Origin of the sequence: Nostoc sp. NZL (assembly GCF_015714705.1) — a bacterium.
GTDB lineage: Bacteria > Cyanobacteriota > Cyanobacteriia > Cyanobacteriales > Nostocaceae > Nostoc > Nostoc foliaceum_A.
In genome coordinates this window covers 1-21,463 of the sequence record NZ_WBKL01000088.1, presented here as the reverse complement: position 1 = coordinate 21,463, position 21,463 = coordinate 1, and the positions used below count along the sequence as shown (strand labels likewise).

General features: G+C 44.1%; 14 protein-coding genes and 1 pseudogene. 10 read left to right on the top strand and 5 right to left on the bottom strand.

Annotation, left to right across the window (positions count from 1 at the left end; all coding sequences use genetic code 11):
* The 4 genes and pseudogenes from F8R90_RS13005 to F8R90_RS12990 form a co-directional block, all read left to right on the top strand.
* Positions 1-659 (top strand): annotated as a pseudogene (locus tag F8R90_RS13005) (photosystem II D2 protein (photosystem q(a) protein)); the annotation flags it as partial.
* Positions 643-2,034: a photosystem II reaction center protein CP43 gene (gene psbC / locus F8R90_RS13000; protein ID WP_196511089.1), complete on the top strand. Its 1,392-nt coding sequence runs from the start codon at positions 643-645 to the stop codon at positions 2,032-2,034. The pseudogene F8R90_RS13005 and the gene psbC, both read left to right, overlap by 17 nt.
* Positions 2,035-2,163: 129 nt before the next feature.
* Positions 2,164-2,349: a PCP reductase family protein gene (locus F8R90_RS12995; protein ID WP_196511088.1), complete on the top strand. Its 186-nt coding sequence runs from the start codon at positions 2,164-2,166 to the stop codon at positions 2,347-2,349.
* A 21-nt stretch (positions 2,350-2,370) separates the two neighbouring features.
* A complete protein-coding gene (locus F8R90_RS12990; protein ID WP_196511087.1) occupies positions 2,371-3,015 on the top strand; it encodes a Uma2 family endonuclease in 645 nt (214 codons plus the stop codon).
* A gap of 25 nt (positions 3,016-3,040) precedes the next feature.
* Here F8R90_RS12990 and F8R90_RS12985 read toward each other — a convergent pair whose 3' ends face one another.
* The 4 genes from F8R90_RS12985 to F8R90_RS12970 all read right to left on the bottom strand — a co-directional run bounded on the left by F8R90_RS12985 (position 3,041) and on the right by F8R90_RS12970 (position 12,105).
* On the bottom strand, positions 3,041-3,877 hold the full coding sequence (locus F8R90_RS12985) for an SWIM zinc finger family protein (protein ID WP_196511086.1): 837 nt from the start codon (positions 3,875-3,877) through the stop codon (positions 3,041-3,043).
* A 175-nt stretch (positions 3,878-4,052) separates the two neighbouring features.
* Positions 4,053-6,266 carry a tetratricopeptide repeat protein gene (locus F8R90_RS12980; RefSeq protein WP_196511085.1) on the bottom strand — a complete coding sequence of 738 codons (2,214 nt, stop codon included), beginning with the start codon at positions 6,264-6,266 and terminating at the stop codon, positions 4,053-4,055.
* Positions 6,267-6,285: 19 nt separating this feature from the next.
* Complete coding sequence (locus F8R90_RS32835; protein WP_230966289.1) at positions 6,286-7,305, bottom strand: caspase family protein; 1,020 nt, start codon at positions 7,303-7,305, stop codon at positions 6,286-6,288.
* A gap of 138 nt (positions 7,306-7,443) precedes the next feature.
* Positions 7,444-12,105, bottom strand: coding sequence for an SNF2-related protein (locus F8R90_RS12970; RefSeq protein WP_196511084.1), 4,662 nt, complete (start codon positions 12,103-12,105; stop codon positions 7,444-7,446).
* Between the two features lie 143 nt (positions 12,106-12,248).
* On the opposite strand from F8R90_RS12970, the gene F8R90_RS12965 reads away from it, so the two are divergent.
* From F8R90_RS12965 to F8R90_RS12950, 4 genes are all read left to right on the top strand, one after another.
* Complete coding sequence (locus F8R90_RS12965) at positions 12,249-12,794, top strand: GNAT family N-acetyltransferase (RefSeq protein WP_196511083.1); 546 nt, start codon at positions 12,249-12,251, stop codon at positions 12,792-12,794.
* A gap of 101 nt (positions 12,795-12,895) precedes the next feature.
* A complete protein-coding gene (locus F8R90_RS12960; RefSeq protein WP_196511082.1) occupies positions 12,896-15,052 on the top strand; it encodes a polyribonucleotide nucleotidyltransferase in 2,157 nt (718 codons plus the stop codon).
* 358 nt (positions 15,053-15,410) lie between these two features.
* Positions 15,411-16,772 (top strand): 5-histidylcysteine sulfoxide synthase, encoded by a 1,362-nt coding sequence (gene ovoA / locus F8R90_RS12955; protein WP_196511081.1) that lies wholly within the window; start codon positions 15,411-15,413, stop codon positions 16,770-16,772.
* Positions 16,773-16,774: 2 nt separating this feature from the next.
* Complete coding sequence (locus F8R90_RS12950; protein ID WP_196511080.1) at positions 16,775-17,269, top strand: DUF427 domain-containing protein; 495 nt, start codon at positions 16,775-16,777, stop codon at positions 17,267-17,269.
* A gap of 169 nt (positions 17,270-17,438) precedes the next feature.
* On the opposite strand, the gene ilvC is transcribed toward F8R90_RS12950, so the two are convergent.
* Positions 17,439-18,434 carry a ketol-acid reductoisomerase gene (ilvC, locus tag F8R90_RS12945; protein WP_196511079.1) on the bottom strand — a complete coding sequence of 332 codons (996 nt, stop codon included), beginning with the start codon at positions 18,432-18,434 and terminating at the stop codon, positions 17,439-17,441.
* 427 nt (positions 18,435-18,861) lie between these two features.
* Here ilvC and F8R90_RS12940 point away from each other — a divergent pair, with 427 nt between their 5' ends.
* Positions 18,862-19,791, top strand: coding sequence for a DUF4349 domain-containing protein (locus tag F8R90_RS12940; RefSeq protein ID WP_196511078.1), 930 nt, complete (start codon positions 18,862-18,864; stop codon positions 19,789-19,791).
* 234 nt (positions 19,792-20,025) lie between these two features.
* On the top strand, positions 20,026-21,384 hold the full coding sequence (locus tag F8R90_RS12935; protein ID WP_196511077.1) for an NAD(P)/FAD-dependent oxidoreductase: 1,359 nt from the start codon (positions 20,026-20,028) through the stop codon (positions 21,382-21,384).
* Positions 21,385-21,463: the final 79 nt, after the last annotated feature.

The following is a 21,463-nucleotide window of genomic DNA, read 5'->3' as shown; positions in this document are numbered from 1 at the left end:
GTCTAGTAGGTATCCGTCCTTACAACGCCCTGGCCTTCTCCGCTCCGATTGCGGTATTCGTCAGCGTATTCCTGATGTACCCCTTGGGACAATCAAGCTGGTTCTTTGCACCCAGCTTTGGTGTGGCAGCAATTTTCCGGTTCCTGCTATTCCTGCAAGGCTTCCACAACTGGACACTCAACCCCTTCCACATGATGGGTGTTGCGGGTGTATTGGGTGGTGCTCTCTTGTGTGCCATTCACGGTGCCACAGTCGAAAATACCTTGTTTGAAGACGGTGATGGTGCTAACACCTTCCGCGCCTTCAATCCTACCCAGTCTGAAGAAACCTACTCAATGGTGACGGCAAACCGTTTCTGGTCACAGATTTTCGGGATTGCTTTCTCTAACAAGCGCTGGTTGCACTTCTTTATGTTGTTCGTGCCAGTCACAGGCTTGTGGATGAGCGCCGTCGGCATCGTCGGTTTAGCACTCAACCTGCGGGCTTATGATTTCGTCTCCCAAGAATTGCGGGCGGCGGAAGACCCTGAGTTTGAAACCTTCTATACCAAAAACATTTTGCTGAACGAGGGTATCCGCGCTTGGATGGCTCCTCAAGATCAACCCCACGAACAATTTGTATTCCCTGAGGAGGTATTACCACGTGGTAACGCTCTCTAATAGACCAAGTATCTTAGGCGGCACTGGACGCGACCAAGAATCCACTGGCTTTGCCTGGTGGTCTGGTAACGCGCGTTTAATTAATCTATCTGGCAAACTACTGGGTGCTCACGTTGCCCACGCTGGTTTGATTGTATTCTGGGCTGGAGCGATGACCTTGTTTGAAGTCGCTCACTTCATTCCTGAAAAGCCCATGTACGAGCAGGGCTTGATCCTGTTACCTCACCTTGCCACTCAAGGTTGGGGCGTTGGTGCTGGTGGTGAAGTTATCGACACCTTCCCTTACTTTGTTGTCGGTGTACTCCACCTAATTTCTTCAGCCGTCCTTGGCTTTGGCGGTATTTATCATGCCGTTCGTGGTCCAGAAACCTTAGAAGAATACTCTTCTTTCTTTGGTTACGACTGGAAAGACAAGAACAAGATGACCAACATCATCGGGTTCCACCTGATTATTTTGGGATGCGGTGCCTTGCTGTTGGTGCTAAAGGCAATGTTCTTTGGTGGTTTGTATGACACCTGGGCACCAGGCGGTGGTGACGTTCGTGTTATTACCAATCCGACATTGAACCCAGCGGTTATCTTCGGCTATGTACTCAAGTCTCCCTTCGGTGGCGAAGGCTGGATTGTTAGCGTCGATAACTTGGAAGATGTCGTCGGTGGTCACATTTGGATTGCCTTCATCTGTATTGCTGGCGGTATTTTCCACATTCTTACTAAGCCTTTTGCTTGGTCACGTCGTGCATCCATCTGGTCTGGTGAGGCTTACCTCTCCTACAGCTTGGGCGCTCTGTCGTTGATGGGCTTCATTGCCTCAATCTATGTTTGGTTTAACAACACTGTTTACCCAAGCGAATTCTACGGCCCTACCGGTCCAGAAGCTTCTCAAGCTCAAGCTTTGACCTTCTTGATTCGTGACCAACGCTTGGGTGCTAACGTCGGTTCTGCTCAAGGCCCCACTGGTCTAGGTAAATACCTGATGCGCTCTCCAACTGGTGAAATCATCTTTGGTGGTGAAACCATGCGTTTCTGGGATTTCCGTGGCCCTTGGTTGGAGCCTCTACGTGGTCCCAATGGTCTTGACCTGGAAAAAATCAAGAATGATATTCAACCTTGGCAAGCTCGTCGCGCCGCTGAATACATGACCCACGCTCCTCTGGGTTCTTTGAACTCCGTGGGTGGTGTGGCTACCGAGATTAACTCCTTCAACTACGTATCTCCTCGCGCTTGGTTGGCGACTTCTCACTTCGTACTAGGATTCTTCTTCCTAGTTGGTCACTTGTGGCACGCTGGTCGCGCACGGGCTGCGGCTGGTGGTTTTGAGAAAGGAATTAACCGTGAAACTGAGCCAGTGATGTTCATGGACGACCTAGATTAGGTTGTAAAGTTTATTTCATCACTGACAATTAAATAATTAGAGGCTCTTGCATAAAAGCAAGGGCTTTTTTTATAAGAAAATTAGTAATCTATTGAATAAAGTGAGTGACTTACGAAGGTAATTAATACTATGAGCGATTCCGATTTTATTGATGCTTTGCGATGGACATCTGAAGCTAAAGAAAAGTTACAAAATATTCCCTTTTTTGTCCGCTCTCAAGCTAAAGCCAGAATTGAACAGCTAGCTCGTGAAGCAGGACAAGAGATTGTGACAGCGAATTTGGTAGAACAGGCTAGGCTGGAGTTTGGACAATAAAACATTCTGGAGGTCATAACAATGACAGTCGCCAAGAATCGAGCAGACCGAGTAATGCTTTACGACATTAGCTGGCAACAGTTTGAAAATCTTCTAAAAGACTTAGGAGAGCATCGGGCAGCAAGGTTAGCTTACGATCGCACTACTTTGGAAATTATGACACCTTTACCTGAACACGAACATTACAAAGAGGTAATAGGCGATTTGGTCAAAGAAATCGCTGATGTGTTGGATTTAGACTATGAAAGTTATGGCTCGACTACTTGGAAGCGAGAAAGCCGAATGGCAGGGGTAGAATCAGATAATTGCTTCTATTTCCAGAATGAAGCTGCGATTCGGGGTAGATTGGATCTAGACTTGAGACAAGATCCACCGCCTGATTTGGCACTGGAAATTGATGTTACTAGTAAATCTTTAGATCGTTTTCCCATTTATGCCCGCCTGGGAGCACCAGAACTCTGGTGTTATGACTCCGGTGAAATCAAGATTTATCTCCTGCAAAATGGGGAATATGTCGAGTCAGAGAACAGTCTAGTGTTTCCTACTTTAGAAATTCGATATCTGCCAAAACTCATTGAGCAAAATCGGGCAGATGGCAGACGGGCAATTCGTCAGGCGGTACGCGAATGGGTGAGAAAAGGCGGCAAGGGTGAACTACCCAGTTAACCTAATTACGAATTACGAATTAGTATTAGCTTCCTCCCACATTCATTGCTGCTAAAAAAGCCTTCTGGCTCACATCTCTGTAAACTGTATTCAAATACTTCATTACCACATCACTCGAAGTTGAATTGACTACATTTTCCTCTTCCTTCGCTAGGGGAATTGCTCCTAATACATCTAATACCATCTCATTAGTGGACGGCGCAATCACTACTAATGATGACTCTAGTGGCTCATTGTATTGCCAGAAAGAATCAATTTTTACGGAGTATTTGTTATTAGGAATTGACTGTTGAATTTCGGGCGTTTCTGTGGTATTAGGTTGAATCTTGGCACTACGTAACTGTCGCAAATCGCTGATAATTTGCTCTTTGGTACGTCCACGCAATTGAAAGAGTACAAAGGGGTCTTCACTGAAGCGATCGCCTAACTGATAATACAAGGCACCAATGTGTTTACAGGGATTTGCTTTATCAGGACAAGAGCATTTACTCTGGACATCACCAAGGGTAAATGGAAATATCGAAAGGCCATTAGCCGTGAACACTTCTTCTATATTTTGTGGCATTTCTCCTGCTAGTAACTTGGCAGCAAAAATTGCTCTTTGGGACATGGTTTCAATTACATAACCCCACTGTTCATCGGTAAATGGCTCAAGGGAAAGGGAAACTTTATAGGGTTCGATTTCACTACCTTGCACTCTAGCCAATACTTTTGCACCTTTAAATTCGATGCTTAAAACGTTTCCTTGACGAGCATAGTTTCTCGCACGTTCTAAACGCTTTTTAAAACGATAGGAATCTAGCAAATCTAGCCATTGTTGTGACCACCATTCCCGGCTTGCTTGTAATGTGTAATTAGTCATAATTAATTTAAAATTCCAAATTATGGAATGGATGGGTTGATATGGTTTTGTGACAGTTACCTCAGACTATAGCGTTATCGTAGAGAGCATATCAGTTTTGCAAATATACGCTTAAAAAATGGAACTTTGGGACTACACAGGGGGGTAAAACCTTGAATTAATTACGAATTACGAATTATTCCATCCCTGCCTTGTGGCGCAACCGCTCAACTAATTTACGCGCCCAATTCAAGTTCCGAGCGCGCAGGCGCTCTTGGATTTCCAGGGCAGCCAGTGCCAAGGGTAGCGCCTCTGTATAGTGTCCCTCCTCCTCCAGAATTTGCGCTAGCCCCGATTGAGCAAAAGCTACCAAGTCTTGCCGTCCTACTTCCTCCGCCAGGGCTAACTGACGCTCAAACCAGGGATGGGCTGCTTGGCGGTTGCGGTCAAGGGCTAGATTTCCCAAGCTGCCGCAATACATTGCTTGTCTTTCTTTATTTCCTAGTTTTTCTTCTATCGCTAATGCCTGCTTGTAGTAAGATTCGGCGCGATCATAGTCTGCCTGCGATCGCGCAATTACTCCCAGATCATAGAAGGCGAGCGCCTCATCTTCTTCCTTCTCTAACTCTTGGTAAATTACTAATGCCTCATGATACAAGCACTCAGCCTTTGCCCAGTCTTGGCGTTGGTATGCAATCTGTCCTTGCAAACGGGTTGCAAAAGCCTTATCCCTACGGTTACCACCACGCTCTATGACCTCCGCCATGTAAGCCGCCCAACTGGCTGCTCTATCAGTATTGGTACGATTGCAGTGAATCCAGGCAACATGATATGCACCCCAACCAGCATCGCTCCACTGACTCAGCGCCTTTCCTGCCTGATATCGCCACTCAGCCAAGCGTACCGCCTCATCCCAGTAGCCTCGAAACCGGAGGAAGCTAGACAAAGCGTTTTCCAAATCTATGAGCATTTGGGCAGCTTGTTGGTCTTTCAGCGTACCGGGGATACCTGCCATCTCCCACAAGGTTGTCGCCACGCCTTCTAGATTCTGCCACTCGGTTTCCAGCTTGTCATGGGTTTGATAGACATCTTTGCCCTCACCTCCGTACTTCTGGGCAAAGTTTACCCAGTAGTGCAGAACTTTGCGTTGTGCAGCAGAGTCAAACCGAATTCCATTTAGCGGTGCAGTCCCAACGGTATCTGTTCCGTCCACAGCTGCCAAGATATATGTGCGAGTGAGGGGGTGCAGTCCAAACCTTTCTCCATCCAAGTCATTTACCAAAGATAGAGTTACCAAACGCTCTAAAGAAACTTGGATCTCGGTGATGGCTAAATCCGTAGCATCTACCAGTACTGTGATTTTTGCTGGTATCAGGAATACAACCAGGGCACATAACACAGTGCGATCATTTGCAGAGAGAGTTTCGGCGGCATCGGCAAACAGAAACCCGTAGAGATCGGGAGATTTGGCGGCATTACGCAACCGCTCTAGGGCATCACTGATGGAGTAGCCTTTGTGTGCCACCTGTCCCAATGTCCAATCTAGCGCTAGGGGGTTGCCACCAGACGCTTCATATAAAGAGGTCAATATCTCTGGCTTTGTGGCGTTTAGTTCCTGGGCTAGACGAGGGTGCGATCTTCCCTTCTCTGTCATTAATTCCAAAGCTTCTGCCTCTAAGAGACGATCTAAGCGGATGGTGACAGCGCTTTCCCCAGTGCGGCGGCGGCTGGTGATTATCGCTTTGTTGGGGGTGGGCAGTTTCCGCAAAAACTCGGCAATCATATCGCGTTCTTCTGCATTCAGAGTTTCCAAGTTGTCCCAAATCAACAGGGTACGCCGTCCTCGCAGGGCATCGAGAAGGGCGCGGCGGCGTTCTGTGGCATCAGTCATTTTCACAATGTCTGTCTGTTTTAACTCCTTGGCAAATTCCCGGCAGAAGCTATCGAGAGAAGACAGGGCAAGGGTTTCTTGCCGGACTCCTTCAGTTGAAAGCCTAGTAGTCTTGGCAGAAACAAACAGGTAGGCATCAAACAAGGCTTGCTTACGGGCTAAGTGTGCTACCTCCAGCGCTAACGCCGTTTTGCCCATACCACCAATACCATCGATCGTCACACCCCAACCGCGTTCCTCTGGTGAAAGTGCGTCCAAACAACGGGCGATTTCTTGTTTTCGTCCCACAAACACATCGTTATAGCGGGGCAGGTTATCGGGCAAATTTTCTGAGCGCTTTCCCTGTAATTGGCTTAATCGCGCCTCTAGGCTAGTAACTTCCTGGCGTTTCTCGTCTAGTTGCACCTTCAGATGAGCCGGAATAGTCAAGTTGGTATAGCCTGCCGCCTGCTGTTCCAACACCGTCAGTATCATACGGGCGGTAGAAAGCATTTGTTCGAGGTTTGTTTGATCTTCCATAGCAGCTTGTGGGAATTACTTACTCTGATTTTTGCAGTCTAGCTTCAAGATTTGCCACTTCTTGACGTTTTTCTTCTAGCTCAATTCTCAGATGACCTGGCATTTGCAGCTTACCAAATCCAGCAGCCTGCTCTTCTAAAATTGCTAATGAACGACGTGCCATTGCCAATGCAGGTGTTACAACCTCTTGATTGCTCATCACTCTAGGCAAATCTGCGACTGGGGTTGAGTTTGGCAGTCCTTTCCCTCCCCGCAGCATGGCAATAGGAAAATCTTCCATTGCCGTATCAAAAAACGGAGTCTGTTCTGCCTGACGTTGGGTTCTGGCGCTCTCTGGAACGGTTTTACCCAAATGATTAATCAGATTTGAGAGCATAACTTTGGAATCCCCTGGTTGATTAGCCGCTCCCCGCAATGCCTCAATTAGATGATAAGTATAGAGACTCATAGTTCCATCAGGACGTATCCAAGAAACCTGATTGCCTCTGGAGGACGTAAACACCGCCCGTCCTTCGCCCTGCTTCAAGGCATCGACTACGCCCTTGGGCAATGCCGTAGCGATAAAATCAGCAGGTAGTTCGCCTTTAGAAGTAGCCATACCTTCTGCATGACAACTATCAATTACCACCCACAACCGCTTTGCTTGAATCTGCCGCAAAGCTTGAGTAAATTCTTGGGCAGATAGGGCGGTGTTAGCAATATCTGTGGATTTGAAATCATGTTGAAGTAAATAATAAGATTGACTTGATAAGTCAAAGCACCCATGACCAGAGTAAAAAACTACAATTGTTGCATCTTTATCAGCAGCCTTTTCCTTTAACCACGTTAATCTATCTAAAATTGCGCTGCGCGTTGTCTGTTCATTCTGCAATAAGCGAATATGTTCGGAATCATCCAGATAGGCACACAAGTTTGGATCGGTTAACACTGTTTTCAGGGCTTGTACATCTTTAACTGTGACAGGCAATGAATATCGAGATTCGGCTGTTCTGCCAACCCCAATTAACAATGCATAACCGTGGGCAAAGTGATTCGACATGATGGCACAGGGTAAAGAAGAAGTAGTGATATTTTTCAATATCGCATATTTAATCTACTGGTCTGTCCCATTAATTTTGTGAAGTTTGTAGTGAGTGCTTTAGCGCTCAAATTAAGGACTAAAGTCCTTACTACGAACTTATTCTGCATCATCGTCAATTACTGCACTGCGATCGAGTATTAGTAAGTTACGAAGTTGATCTGTATCCAGTTCAGTCAACCATTCTTCACCAGCACCTACAACTTGTTCAGCTAGTTGTTTTTTACTCTCAATCATGTCATGAATTTTTTCTTCTAAAGTGCCTGTGCAAACAAATTTATGTACTTGTACATTCCGGGTTTGACCAATCCGAAATACTCTATCTGTGGCTTGATTTTCCACGGCTGGGTTCCACCATCTATCAAAGTGGAATACATGATTTGCTCGTGTTAAATTCAGTCCGACTCCACCCGCTTTCAGAGAAAGAATCATAATTGGCGGCCCTTGAGGGTCATGTTGAAAACGGTCGATCATTTCCTCTCGTTGTTTTTTACTGGTGCTACCATATAAAAAGAATATTTCTCGCCCTAGCTGTTTTTCTAAATAGGGTTTAAGTAACTTACCCCACTCAGCAAATTGTGTGAATATTAAAGCTCTATCGCCTTCTGCTAAGACTTCTTCTAACATTTCTTCTAGCCGCAGAAGTTTGGCTGAATTATGTTGCTCTAATGTCGCCTGTTTCAAATATTGGGCTGGGTGATTGCAGATTTGTTTGAGTTTGATTAGCAAAGCCAAAATCATCCCCCGACGTTGCAATCCTTCCGCAGATTCTATCTCTACTAAAGATTGTTCTACAACTTGTTGATAAAGTGCAGCTTGTTCACCAGTTAGACCGCAAAATACGGTCATTTCTTGCTTATCTGGTAAATCTTGAATGATGTCGCGATCGCTTTTCAATCGCCGCAGTATAAATGGTTGAACTAATGAGCGTAATTGAGTCAAAGAAGCCGTATCACCATACTTTTCAATTGGCATGGCAAACCGCCGCTGAAAAAATTGCTTATTGCCTAAATAGCCAGGATTGAGAAAATCCAAAATAGACCAGAGTTCTTGCAGTCTATTTTCTACGGGTGTCCCCGTCAATGCAATGCGAAATGTTGCTTCTAATTCCCGCACTGCTTTTGACTGCTTCGCCTCTGGATTTTTCACATTCTGGGCTTCATCTAAAACTATTATCTGCCAAGATACACTTTGCAATGACTTGATATCTCGATGAAGAAGTGAGTAGCTGGTAACGATTAAATCGTGCTTTTTCACTGATTCTAAAAACGCTTTTCCTTTTGGACGTTTGTCACCGTGATATTGCAAAATTTTCAGACTTGGTGCAAATTTATTGACTTCCCTTTCCCAGTTACCTAAAACCGAAGTTGGACAAACTAGCAGTGTAGGATTTTCTAGTGCGTCCTGTTCTTTTAAGTGCAGCAGAAAAGCAATGAATTGGACAGTGTTATGGCAAATAATATTGTTAGCTACAAAATTATGATGTTCGCTAACTTCAAAGTCATAAACCCATCCATCATAATCTATCTCTTCTATTGATTCTATCCGGCAATAAAATACCTCTTGGTCGAGGAGACATTGCAAAGACTGTCTTGTTAAGCTCAACAGTTCTACATCTAGGTTGCTATATGCTGTCAGGGTTTGAGTTGTCCACTTGGAAGGTTTTAGTAGCTGATACTGTTCTTGGGCTTCTCCACTAATCATGCGGCTCATACCAGCTATTACTCGCTGTAAACTATCTCTAGAAAATTGCTGTGAACCATTAATATAAACAGTGTTGTGCATCCCAAAATGCCGCAACGGTAGTCCCGTTACTCTGACTGCTTGAGTAACAATATCAGAAGCAGGAATTCCTTCAATATTTGTGTTGCTGACCAGTTGACAAATTTGCTCTAATTTACTCTGTTTCTCTGAGTTATTAAAACCAATTTCTTGGAGAAATCTGCGGGCAGAATTCCCTCCAATTACACCAATATAGTAAGTGCGTAAAGTACGAGTTCCATTAGTGGCACACTTCAGTTTGGGCGATATTCGCAACCAAATACCGAAACGACGCAGTAGTGCCGAAAGTTGCTGAATCAGTAAAGCTGAGGCTGTAGCAATTTCGATACTTCCCATACTCAAAACAACAGCAGATTCAGCATCAAAATAGTTTTGTAAAAATATCCGCACACTATCCAAGTCTGCCTGCATAATGAAGGGCGGAATAGATTTTTCTGCCGATAGTTTACCCCAAACATAACCTTTAGCTTCTAAGAATTCCCGATAGGCTTGGCTATTAACTCGAAGAGAAGCAACTCTGTTAGGGAAGGTAGAGATATTAGGGCTGTTAATTTTGAGGTTATAGCGCTCTTTAATACGTTGGCAAATATGGAGTAAATCCTCTAATACTTTGGTGTCTTTTTGGGATATTGTGATTCTTCCCACATCGGGTAGTTCATGCCCTTCAGCAATCTGCCAAGCAAGAAACTTGACTAAATCAGGGTCTTGTGGTTGCCCATTCCAAAGCGTTTTACCTGGTACACAAACGTAATCACCCACCTGTAAGTTATTTGTCCAACCTTTACTTGTTAGCAGCTTGTGACGATGAGTGATAGTGATACTATTACCGTCTTCTAAGGTAATTTTTCGTAATTTCTCGCAGACTTGCTGCCGATACAACCGCCTAACATTAGCCTGGACAATTTTGCCAGTTTTTTCATCTATGGAATTAACTAGTAATTGCTCTGTAGGGTTAGCCCAAAATCCTTCGCCGTCAAATTCTGTTTCTCCAGCGTGAGTTGTCCAGATTGTCTCTGCTGTGCGTAACAGTCCATTTATATTTACTAAAGTATCATTCGCTACGCATTTACCGAGTCCCATATCGTCGGCGAGACACGCACCCAAGCCCCAACGTTCCAAGAAGGATAGCCAAGCAGCACCACGTTCTTGATAAGGTCGCAACTGCCCTGTAAAGCCTTTTGGTGTCGGTAAAGGTGCGATCGCTTGATTATTGTTTAGTGCCCCAATTAACTCTTGCAATGCCCCAGATGCCTCAAAGCTAACCACTGGTAATTTTTCAATTACCTGGGTATCCCCTGTACTGAAACGCAAGGCATCTTCCAGGGAAAGCGCCATTTGATCTTTGCGAGTGGTAAAAAAAGTTTGGGCTGTCTTAATGTCTTGAGGCCGCAATTCCACCCACTCGCCGTTAATTTCCACTAGCGGACTATTTAAAGCCACAAGTTTATCAAACTCGGCTTTGGAAATAGTTTGTCCACCAATTGCCAATTGCCATTGGAAATTTAGTAGACTCTGCAACCCTAAACGCCCCTGCTTTTTCTTTGGGGTTTCAGCAGTAATTTTCAAACCCAAACGGTTCGCCCATCCTTCGCGGTTCGCTAAACTGGAAGGCAAAATTACCCCTAAACCACTGTCTTCTAACCTCCAAGCTACAGCTTTGATAAACTCATAAGCTTGCATAGGGGTGATCCGAGAAAATTGGGGATATTCGGTTTCAAAACTGGGTGCGATCGCTGGATATAATCTGGAAGCTAGCCCCAAACCTCGCAAAAATGTTTCCTGTGGTTGCTCAATTGTCCGATTTTCATAAACCAATCGTTCAACTGGATTGTTCCAAATAGTTGCCGCATCCACCAAAAACTCAGGATTGTCAGCCGCTTGCAAAAAATACGCCAATGTCCAATCTGTTTCGCCAGACTCTGGAGAACGCAGTTGAAAACAGGTACGAAATAGACTTTTAAGAGTTAATTGGTATTGTAGCGGCATAGTCCAAGCCTTCAATGCCGCTTCCAGCCTTTCCACTTCAATTGCATCTGCATTGACTATATGAGATGCACTAGTTAAGGCTTGCAACCACTGTCGCACCCCAGACGGTAAAGATGCAATCGCCTTAGCTTCCATTGGAGGTTGAGAACCCATCATTTCTCGCACTTGGGCATCTATCGTACTGTTGAGAAATCCCAAAAGTAATTCTTGAGGTTCTGTGGGAAAGTCTACATAAAGTAGGGATTGGGGAAACTCCTCCCCAGTCCCCACTTCCTCTTGATAAGTGCGACAAACCAACGGTATATTCCCAGAAAATCTTTCTAGGCGGGTTCCATCTACAGCACTATCTAGAAGTACTCGCCACTTAGCAGCAAATGCACCATCTGATTGTCGGTCAATTGTTGGTAAAAACTTACAACGTGAGATTAAATCTAAACTCCATCGGGCAATCTGCGACCAAAAGCGTAAATCTCCACCCAAAAAAGCATCTTCACCTTTAGCAGCATTTAGGGGAATCGCGGCGAGAAATTTTACTGCTTTGCTGGCGTTGAGACAAAAACCTTCAACTCGCCACGGTTGCAAATATTGCGGGGAGTCTGTATCCTCCCCCAAGCTGGCAGAATGTACAGGGAAAATCGCTGTTGTTCCTTTATCACTACCTTCTATATAAGTTGGTAGGGCAATGATTTGAGAGTGCGTTGGTAAACTGATCTCAGTGGCACTGGCCGCTTTGCGCGTTCGCCCAGTAGTTGCGATGGCTTTGCCCGCCGCAGGCATCGCAACTTGAGGTTGCTGGATGAAGTTGGTAATTGCCATGTTCTGCGATCGCAGCCACTCGCTCAACTCAACCGATGTCATTGCCAATGGATGTAGTGCTATATCTCCAGATCCATTAGACTCGAAATTCACTCGTGGCGATCGCCAAGTTTCTCCCCAAATAAATAAACTACCAGTTTGATTTTTTAGTAACCAATTACAGTGTAAAATCGCCATTTGCTAACTACTTAGATTTTCCCAAAATTAAAGAATTTAAATCGTCAATATTCTACTTTTTAGATTCTTTCCAAATATTTTTACGGCAATCGTTGCATATAATAATTATTTCAGCAGTCAATTCGCATAAATATTATTAATTAATGGATTTTCCTATTGTTCAAGTTTTAAAAAGCAGCATAATAGTTGAACTAGATTATATACATCCTCAAGAACAGGAGGTTGTAAGAACATTACTCAATGTTGTAATTGTTGAAGGTAAAACTTATCCCCAAAAGCAACCTCTATCTCAGGCAGAATTTTCAGCTTACTGGTTGAGTAAGGATGCCTTTGTTGTCAGGACATCTGTTCAAGATGATACACACAAGCCAAAAGAAATATTAGGGGCGTTTTATTTAAAACCAAACTTTCCCGGTCGGTGTTGCCATATTTGCAACGCTGGTTTTATTGTACAACCTGAGTTACGCGGTCAGGGGATCGGGCGGTTCATGGGAGAAGCAATGCTCTTAATAGCAACAAACCTGGGCTACGAAGCAGTAATGTTCAATTTGGTCTTTGAAACTAATATACCTTCAATTACACTTTGGCAGTCGTTAGGATTTGAGATCATTGGGCGCATTCCGCGTGCGGCGAAGCTAGGGGATGAACAAGTGGTAGACGCGCTGATGATGTATCGTGCTTTAGGTTGAACTACTTATCTATCTTTGTATGTACTAGAAGTCAGTCATAGTGCATAAATGTTAGGATTGCCACAGAAAGAGAATAGCGAAAGAGAAGGAAAAATAACTGAATGGCAGAAGTTGATAAGTCAATATCCTTCGATGGAAGGGATATTCGGCTGAAAGTAGGCCTACTAGCTCCCCAGGCTGGTGGGTCGGTTTTGATAGAATCAGGGGATACATCCGTTTTAGTGACGGCTACGCGATCGCAAGCCAGAGAAGGCATTGATTTTCTTCCACTCACAGTAGATTACGAAGAAAGGCTATATGCCGCTGGTAGGATTCCCGGAGGGATCATGCGCCGAGAAGGCCGTCCACCAGAAAAAACAATTCTCACTAGCCGTCTTATAGACCGCCCCATGCGTCCCCTGTTCCCTTCATGGCTACGGGATGACCTGCAAATTATTGCCTTAACGCTGTCGATGGACGAGTTAGTTCCACCCGATGTGTTAGCAGTTACAGGCGCTTCAATCGCTACCCTGATTGCCCAAATTCCTTTTAATGGGCCAATGGCAGCAGTGCGGGTTGGTTTAGTGGGAGATGATTTCATTATTAACCCCACTTATGCAGAAACTGAAGCTGGAGACTTGGATCTGGTAGTAGCAGGTTCACCACATGGCGTAATCATGGTGGAGGCGGGAGCCAATCAGTTGCCAGAGCGAGATATTATCGAGGCGATTGACTTTGGTTATGAAGCAGTGCGGGACTTAATCAAAGCACAGCAAGATTTAATCGCAGAACTGGGTTTGGTAATAGTGCAAGAAGCACCACCAGAAGTAGACCAGACTCTGGAAAATTATATCCGCGATCGCGCTAGCGGCGAGATTAAGAAAATCCTGTCTCAATTTAGCTTCACCAAACCCCAACGCGATGCAGCTTTGGATGTCGTCAAGGATGAAATTGCCGCGACGATTACCGAACTGCCAGAAGAAGACCCAATTCGAGTTGCCGCAACTGCAAATAAGAAGGCACTTGGTAACACTTTTAAAGATATTACCAAACACTTCATGCGGCGACAAATCATTGAAGATAACGTCCGCGTTGATGGTCGTAAACTCGATCAAGTGCGTCCCATTTCTTGTTTAGTTGATGTCTTACCAAAGCGAGTCCACGGTAGCGGTTTATTTAACCGGGAACTAACTCAGGTATTATCCACTTGTACTCTGGGTACACCTGGGGATGCTCAAAACCTTAACGATGACATGCAGCTAGATCAGCACAAGCGTTATCTGCATCATTACAACTTCCCGCCTTTCTCGGTTGGGGAAACCAAGCCAATGCGGGCCCCAGGAAGGCGCGAAATTGGTCACGGGGCATTAGCAGAACGAGCGCTACTACCTGTGCTACCGTCAAAAGAACAATTTCCCTACGTTATTCGCATCGTATCGGAAGTACTTTCCTCCAACGGTTCCACCTCAATGGGTTCAGTGTGCGGTTCCACCCTCGCCCTGATGGATGCTGGTGTACCAATTCTCAAACCCGTCAGTGGTGCGGCAATGGGTCTGATTAAGGATGGGGACGAAGTGCGAATCCTCACCGATATTCAGGGCATTGAAGACTTTTTGGGCGACATGGACTTCAAAGTTGCTGGTACAGATACCGGAATTACCGCCCTGCAAATGGATATGAAAATCTCCGGTTTGTCGTTGGAGGTTATTTCCCAAGCCGTTCACCAAGCTAAAACAGCCCGGTTACACATTCTGGAGAAAATGCTCGCCTGCATTGACACGCCACGGACTGAAACCTCAGCTTATGCCCCACGTCTGTTAACAATCAAGATTGATTCAGACATGATTGGTCTGGTAATTGGGCCTGGAGGCAAGACGATTAAGGGGATCACAGAGGAAACTGGTGCAAAAATTGACATCGAAGATGATGGCACCGTAACAATTTCCGCTGTGGATGAGAACAAGGCGAAGAGAGCCAGAAACATTATCCAAGGCATGACCCGCAAGTTACACGAAGGGGATGTCTACGCAGGACGCATTACTCGGATTATCCCGATAGGTGCATTTGTGGAATTTCTGCCTGGAAAAGAAGGGATGATCCACATCTCACAACTAGCTGACTACCGCGTTGGCAAAGTTGAAGATGAAGTAGCGGTGGGCGATGAAGTGATTATCAAAGTGCGCGAAATTGATAACAAAGGTCGGATTAATCTCACTCGCTTGGGTATCCACCCAGATCAAGCAGCAGCAGCACGGGAAGCTGCGGCGGTGAATCGGTAACTCGATTTGGGATTTTAGATTAGATAAAATCTAAAATCCGCGATGCCTACTGTGAAGGCATCGCCGTATGCTTCTCTAATTAGTTGCAATCTTAACTTGATAGCAATAAGACAGTTAATAAATGTTTTAACCTTGCCTGTACCTGTTGAACAACGTTGCTACATTATTTATATTATTTTGGCAAGCCGTAATTAAAGTAATTTAAACAATTAATTTAAACTATACCTTTTATCTATTTACAAATTGAGCAGATTGTCTGATCATAACGACACAAGACAAAATATGATGAACAAAACTTTTTTTTATAAGAAGTCGTAGTTTATGTAATTTGTCTGATGAATGTTCTGTCAAAAATATCATGGCTTTAGTTCCAACGATAAATAAACTGACATCAAGTCAAGTCCCCACACTCAATGATTGCAGTTCACAAAACCTACTCAACTACTTTGAGAATTCTTGGGAACTTGAAGAAACACTCATGAAAAGTTTGGTTGGGGAAGAAACTTTTTATCTTAACCCCGATCCTTTAAGAAACCGTATAATTTTTTATCTTGGTCACTCCGCTGTTTTTTTCATCAATAAATTAATTCGCGTTGGTTTAATCAAAGCTGGAATTGATTCAGAATACGAAACCCTATTTGAAATCGGAGTTGATCCACAAACACCTACAGAACTCGACGCAGCTATGCAAGGGGTTAGCTGGCCTGATGTCGAAAAAGTTTGGCAATATCGAGACAAGGCAAAAGAGGCGATCGCAAAAGTTATTCAAAATACTCCCCTGGATCTGCCGATTCATCAACAGCATCCCTTCTGGGCTTTGCTGATGGGAATAGAACATAGTCGGATTCACTTTGAAACCTCATCGATGCTGGTGCGTCAATTGCCTACCGATCGCTTAAAACGTCCCCAAGGCTGGAATTATGCACCTAGCAACGCGAAGATTCCCAATAATGAAATGCGCCGGGTTCTAGGTGGTGTGGTGAAACTAGGAAAACCCAAGGATGATCTTACATTTGGTTGGGATAGCGAATATGGCGATCGCACTGTTGAAGTGAAACCGTTTTTAGCTAGTCAATATCTAATCACTAACGGCGAATATCTGAAATTTGTTCAAGCTGGTGGTTACAATAATCAAGACTACTGGAATGCTGAATCTTGGGATTGGAAGCAACTCTACAACGTCCAACATCCCAAATTCTGGATACCTTTCCAAGATGGCTACCGCTATCGAGCCACATTCGACGAAATAGACTTACCCCTAGACTGGCCTGTAGAAGTAAATTACTACGAAGCGATCGCATTTTGTCGTTCTCAAGGCTCAGACATTCGCTTGCTGACTGAAGCCGAATGGAATCAAGCCTTACTTACCTCTGAGGATAACCAGTTATCAACTAACTATAATCTCAACTTACAATTCATTTCCCCCAGCCCAGTGGGAATGTTCAAACCAGCTAATACCGCTTCTGGGCTTTCCGATCTTAGAGGAAACGTCTGGGAATGGTTGGGGGACACATTCAACGCCCTACCAGGATTTGAACCTCATCCGCTTTACGAAGATCAAGCAGCACCGTTTTTTGATGATAAACATCAGATGATGCTCGGTGGTTCTTGGGCTACTAATGGTTCAATGGCATTACCAACTTATCGAAACTGGTTTCGTCCCTACTTTTATCAACACGCTGGTTTTAGAATTGTTCAAGATTTGAAAGGAGATTGTTGAGAATGCGACCAAATCGAATCCCACCAGAACCCGGTCAAGAATCAGTTTGGGATTATCCTCGTCCGGCTCGCTTAGAAGATAGCAACAAATCAATTCGGATAATTTGTAATGGTATTGTTTTAGCAGAAACAACTAAAGCTAAAAGAGTTTTAGAAACTAGCCATCCTCCGGTTTATTACCTTCCTTCTGAAGATATTAAACTAGAATATCTAATAGAAACACCTAAAAAAACTTGGTGTGAATGGAAAGGTAAGTGTCAATATTATGATATCAGCATCGGTGATAAGTATATAAATAACGCTGCTTGGCGATATATTGAACCCACACCTGATTTTGTAACGATTCAAGAATACTATGCTTTTTACCCTAGTTTAATGGATGCTTGCTATGTAAATGATGAGCTAGTTATGTCTCAACCTGGTGATTTTTATGGGGGATGGATTACTGCTGATATTGTCGGGCCATTTAAAGGTAGCCCAGGAACAATGGGGTGGTAAGGGACTTCCAACTAAAAAAATAATCAATCGTTTTGGAAGGCAGGGGGAGCAGGGGAAGCAGGGGGAGAAAAAATTGGATAGAGGTTCCCACTCAGATCCGGTACAACGTTATATCGCAAGGTTTAGGGGCACGGCATGCCGTGCCCCTACGGGTTACTTTCTGTTTTGCTTAAGCTTTTTTCAACCAGCTAAACATAGCGCGTAAATCTTTGCCGACTTCTTCAATTTTGTGTTCAGCTTCTTTGCGACGCATGGCGGTAAATCCTGGTTTACCAGCTTGGTTTTCTAAAACAAATTCCCGTGCAAATTGCCCAGATTGAATTTCGCTGAGAATCTTTTGCATTTCAGCTTTGGTTTGTTCGGTAACAATCCGCGGGCCACGGGTATAATCGCCATATTCAGCTGTGTTAGAAATGCTGTCGCGCATTTTGGCTAAACCGCCTTCTACAACCAAGTCAACAATCAGCTTGACTTCATGCAGACATTCAAAATAAGCCAATTCTGGTTGATAGCCAGCTTCTACCAAAGTTTCAAATCCAGCTTTGATTAAAGCACTCAAACCACCGCACAATACGGCTTGTTCGCCAAATAAATCTGTTTCGGTTTCTTCGCGGAAAGTAGTTTCAAGAACACCAGCGCGAGTACCACCGATACCTCTAGCATAAGCCATCGCGCGATCGCGTGCCTGACCACTGGCATCTTGATAAACTGCAAACAGTGCTGGTACGCCTTCACCCTGTTCATAAGTCCGTCGTACTAAATGCCCTGGCCCTTTTGGTGCTACCATCACCACATCTACGTTAGCCGGTGGTACAACTTGCCCAAAGTGAATATTGAAACCGTGGGCGAAGGCTAACACATTCCCTTCTTGTAGATTGGGTTCAATCTCGTTTTTGTAAATCGTTTTTTGGACTTCATCAGGTAACAAAATCATGATGAAATCAGCAGCATTGGCAGCATCTGCAACATTCTTCACAGTTAACCCAGCAGCTTCAGCTTTTGCTACTGACTTACTACCCGGATATAGTCCCACAATCACATTCAAACCACTATCTTTGAGATTGAGAGCGTGGGCATGACCTTGAGAACCATAGCCGATGATAGCAATAGTTTTTCCAGCCAAAAGGTCTAAATTGGCATCTTCGTCATAGTACATCCGGGCCATAGAAGCATCTCCTGTCAGCAAGCATCGTCATTTATTGGCAGGCTTACGATTGTACCTCAAATTGAGTAACCACAGATGAACTGTCAACCATTAAAAATTCGTAATTCGTAATTCGTAATTCGTAATTAAACCAAGGTTCAGACTCTATGGGTCGTGCCGTTACGGGTGTGTCTAAATCCCCATCCATAACGTGATTACGTTAGCGCAGCCCAAAGAAAGAGTCCACGTACTCCCGCAAAGAAGCAAGCTACGCGTAGCGTCTCAGCGTCTGTCTGCAACATACTGCGCGAACGTAAAGAGCGTCATTAGTAATTACGAATTACGAATTACGAATTACTTTGACCCTGTTACATAAATCGCAACAATACAGGCTTTGAGTTTTACTTCAGCAATACTGGGGTTAACTTCATCCATCTAGGGGTAGATTATGTCCGCTTCAACGAAATTACCGCGCACATCTGCTTTATTTGTAAGTGCGTTATTAGGAGGGTTGATTTTCACTAGTTGTGCCTCTTCGGATCAGTCAACAAGTCGTCCGGCTTTGCCTCCAATGGCAGCCGATGGCGCAGCAAATCAAGCAATGGCACCTGCTAATGAAGGCAGTATTTCCGAAAAGGCGGAAGCTGCACCAATAACTCGTTCTCGTCCGCAACTCATTAAAAAGGCAGCAATCTCTTTGACTGTCAACTCTGTAGATCAGACTGTTGATGCTGTTTCGCAAATTATCAATAAACAGCAAGGGGATTTGATCGGGTTGAAACAACAACAACCCAAAAACGACAACCCGCGTCACACAGCAACAATACAATTGCGGTTACCAGAGAACCGACTGGAATCTACCCTGGAAGAACTAGCTAAATTGGGCACTGTTGAGAGTCGTAATATCACTGCCGAAGATGTGGGCGATCGCTTAGTGGATTTTCAAGCTAGATTAACAAATTTGCAGAAAACTGAAGCCAATTTGCAAAAAATTATGGATCGGGCGGGTTCTGTTAGAGATGTCCTCAGTGTTGCCCAAGAATTAAGTAATGTCCGACAAACGATAGAACAAATTAATGCCCAACTAAAAAGCTTACAAAATCAAGTTGCATATTCCACTATTACGCTGAACCTAGCAGCAGCAGTTTCTAGCACCACTTCACAACCTGCCTTTGGTTTGCAAGTTCAGGAGACTTGGAACAAATCCACCCACTCCCTTAGTTCATTTTCCGTTGGCTTACTCAAGCTGGGTATTTGGTTAATAGTTTACAGTCCCTATTTGTTAATTTTTGTTGCTCTTGTCTATGGCTTTAACCGTTGGCGGCGAACTCATTCACCACGTTTGAGACAAACACCAGAATCAAATACTTCTGAGTAAATTTGCATAAATCCTACATTAACCTTTGATAAATTTACATAAGCAAAGATTAATTTAAAGATTCCAAACTCTTATTGTCTGAACTTCTATGTTGAAAATTTCTGTTTCTCCTGTCGTTTTAATTACTTTAATCATTCATCAAATGTAAAGAGCAATACAAAATATATGATGACAAGTTTGATACAAATTTGTTAAGAATAGTTACAATAGTCGGAATACAGGATAATATTTCTTATGGTAAATTTACTTGACAATAATCCACCTCATCAAGTAGTTATTGTTGGCGGTGGTTTTGGTGGACTTTATGCAGCCAAAACACTTGCCAAGGCGGCAGTCAACGTTACTCTGATTGATAAACGTAACTTTCATCTATTTCAACCCCTCTTATACCAAGTTGCTACAGGTGCCCTATCTCCTGCGGATATTTCTTCGCCGCTGCGTTCTGTATTAAGCAAGAGCAAGAATACGAAAGTGCTGTTGGGAGAGGTGAATAATATTGATCCAGAAGCGCAAGAAGTAATTGTGGGCGACGAAGCAATAGCTTACGATACGTTAATTGTCGCCACAGGTGCCAAGCATTCCTACTTTGGCAAAGATAACTGGGAAGAATTCGCCCCAGGCTTGAAAACTGTAGAAGATGCTATAGAAATGCGTCGCCGGATCTTTACAGCGTTTGAAGCCGCAGAAAAAGAAACAGATCCAGAAAAACGCCGTGCTTGGTTAACTTTTGTAATTGTGGGTGGTGGCCCAACAGGTGTAGAGTTAGCTGGTGCGATCGCAGAATTGGCAAATCAAACTCTCAAAGAAGATTTCCGCAACATCGACACATCGGAAGCCAAGATTTTGCTATTAGAAGGGCTGGATCGGATTCTGCCACCCTTTGCACCAGAGTTATCACAAGAAGCGGAAGCATCCCTGACGCGTTTGGGGGTGGTTGTCCAGACAAAAACATTGGTAACGAATATTGAAAATGATATTGTTACCCTCAAACAAGGTGATGAGGTTAAAGAAATTGCCTCAAAAACGGTATTATGGGCAGCAGGTGTGAAAGCTTCAGCAATGGGAAAAGTGCTAGCAGAACACGCAGGTGCTGAGTGCGATCGCGCTGGACGGATTATTGTCGAACCTGACTTGAGTATTAAGGGACATCCTAATATTTTTGTAGTTGGCGACTTAGCAAATTTTTCTCATCAAAATGGTAAACCCCTACCTGGTGTTGCACCTGTAGCGAAGCAAGAAGGTGAATATGTCGCAACATTAGTTCAACAGCGGCTTGCAGGTAAAAATTTGCCACCCTTTGCTTATACCGATCATGGTAGTTTAGCAATGATTGGACACAATTCTGCTGTAGTCGATTTGGGCTTTATCAAGCTGAAAGGTTTCTTTGCATGGCTGTTTTGGCTAGTGATTCACATCTACTTCTTAATTGAATTTGACAACAAATTAGTAGTAATCATTCAGTGGGCATGGAACTATTTCACCCGTAATCGCGGAGCAAGATTGATTACAGGTCAAGAATCAATCACGCAGTTTGAAATTAGCGATCGCAACAGTTACACATCAGCCGACAATAAACAGCCAGTAAATGTCTAGTTGGGCATTGGGCATTGGGCATTGCGTATGGTTATTCTCCTTGTCCCCTTGTCCCCTTGTCCCCCCATCTCCCTCATCT

Excerpts from the sequence above, each read along its gene's own strand:
- ilvC (WP_196511079.1), bottom strand. The coding sequence starts at position 18,434 with ATGGCCCGGATGTACTATGACGAAGATGCCAATTTAGACCTTTTGGCT.
- F8R90_RS12970 (WP_196511084.1), bottom strand. The coding sequence starts at position 12,105 with ATGGCGATTTTACACTGTAATTGGTTACTAAAAAATCAAACTGGTAGT.
- F8R90_RS12995 (WP_196511088.1), top strand. The coding sequence starts at position 2,164 with ATGAGCGATTCCGATTTTATTGATGCTTTGCGATGGACATCTGAAGCT.
- F8R90_RS12960 (WP_196511082.1), top strand. The coding sequence starts at position 12,896 with ATGGCAGAAGTTGATAAGTCAATATCCTTCGATGGAAGGGATATTCGG.
- F8R90_RS12950 (WP_196511080.1), top strand. The coding sequence starts at position 16,775 with ATGCGACCAAATCGAATCCCACCAGAACCCGGTCAAGAATCAGTTTGG.
- F8R90_RS12940 (WP_196511078.1), top strand. The coding sequence starts at position 18,862 with ATGTCCGCTTCAACGAAATTACCGCGCACATCTGCTTTATTTGTAAGT.
- F8R90_RS12980 (WP_196511085.1), bottom strand. The coding sequence starts at position 6,266 with ATGGAAGATCAAACAAACCTCGAACAAATGCTTTCTACCGCCCGTATG.
- F8R90_RS12935 (WP_196511077.1), top strand. The coding sequence starts at position 20,026 with ATGGTAAATTTACTTGACAATAATCCACCTCATCAAGTAGTTATTGTT.
- F8R90_RS12985 (WP_196511086.1), bottom strand. The coding sequence starts at position 3,877 with ATGACTAATTACACATTACAAGCAAGCCGGGAATGGTGGTCACAACAA.
- F8R90_RS12990 (WP_196511087.1), top strand. The coding sequence starts at position 2,371 with ATGACAGTCGCCAAGAATCGAGCAGACCGAGTAATGCTTTACGACATT.
- ovoA (WP_196511081.1), top strand. The coding sequence starts at position 15,411 with ATGGCTTTAGTTCCAACGATAAATAAACTGACATCAAGTCAAGTCCCC.
- F8R90_RS32835 (WP_230966289.1), bottom strand. The coding sequence starts at position 7,305 with ATGTCGAATCACTTTGCCCACGGTTATGCATTGTTAATTGGGGTTGGC.
- F8R90_RS12965 (WP_196511083.1), top strand. The coding sequence starts at position 12,249 with ATGGATTTTCCTATTGTTCAAGTTTTAAAAAGCAGCATAATAGTTGAA.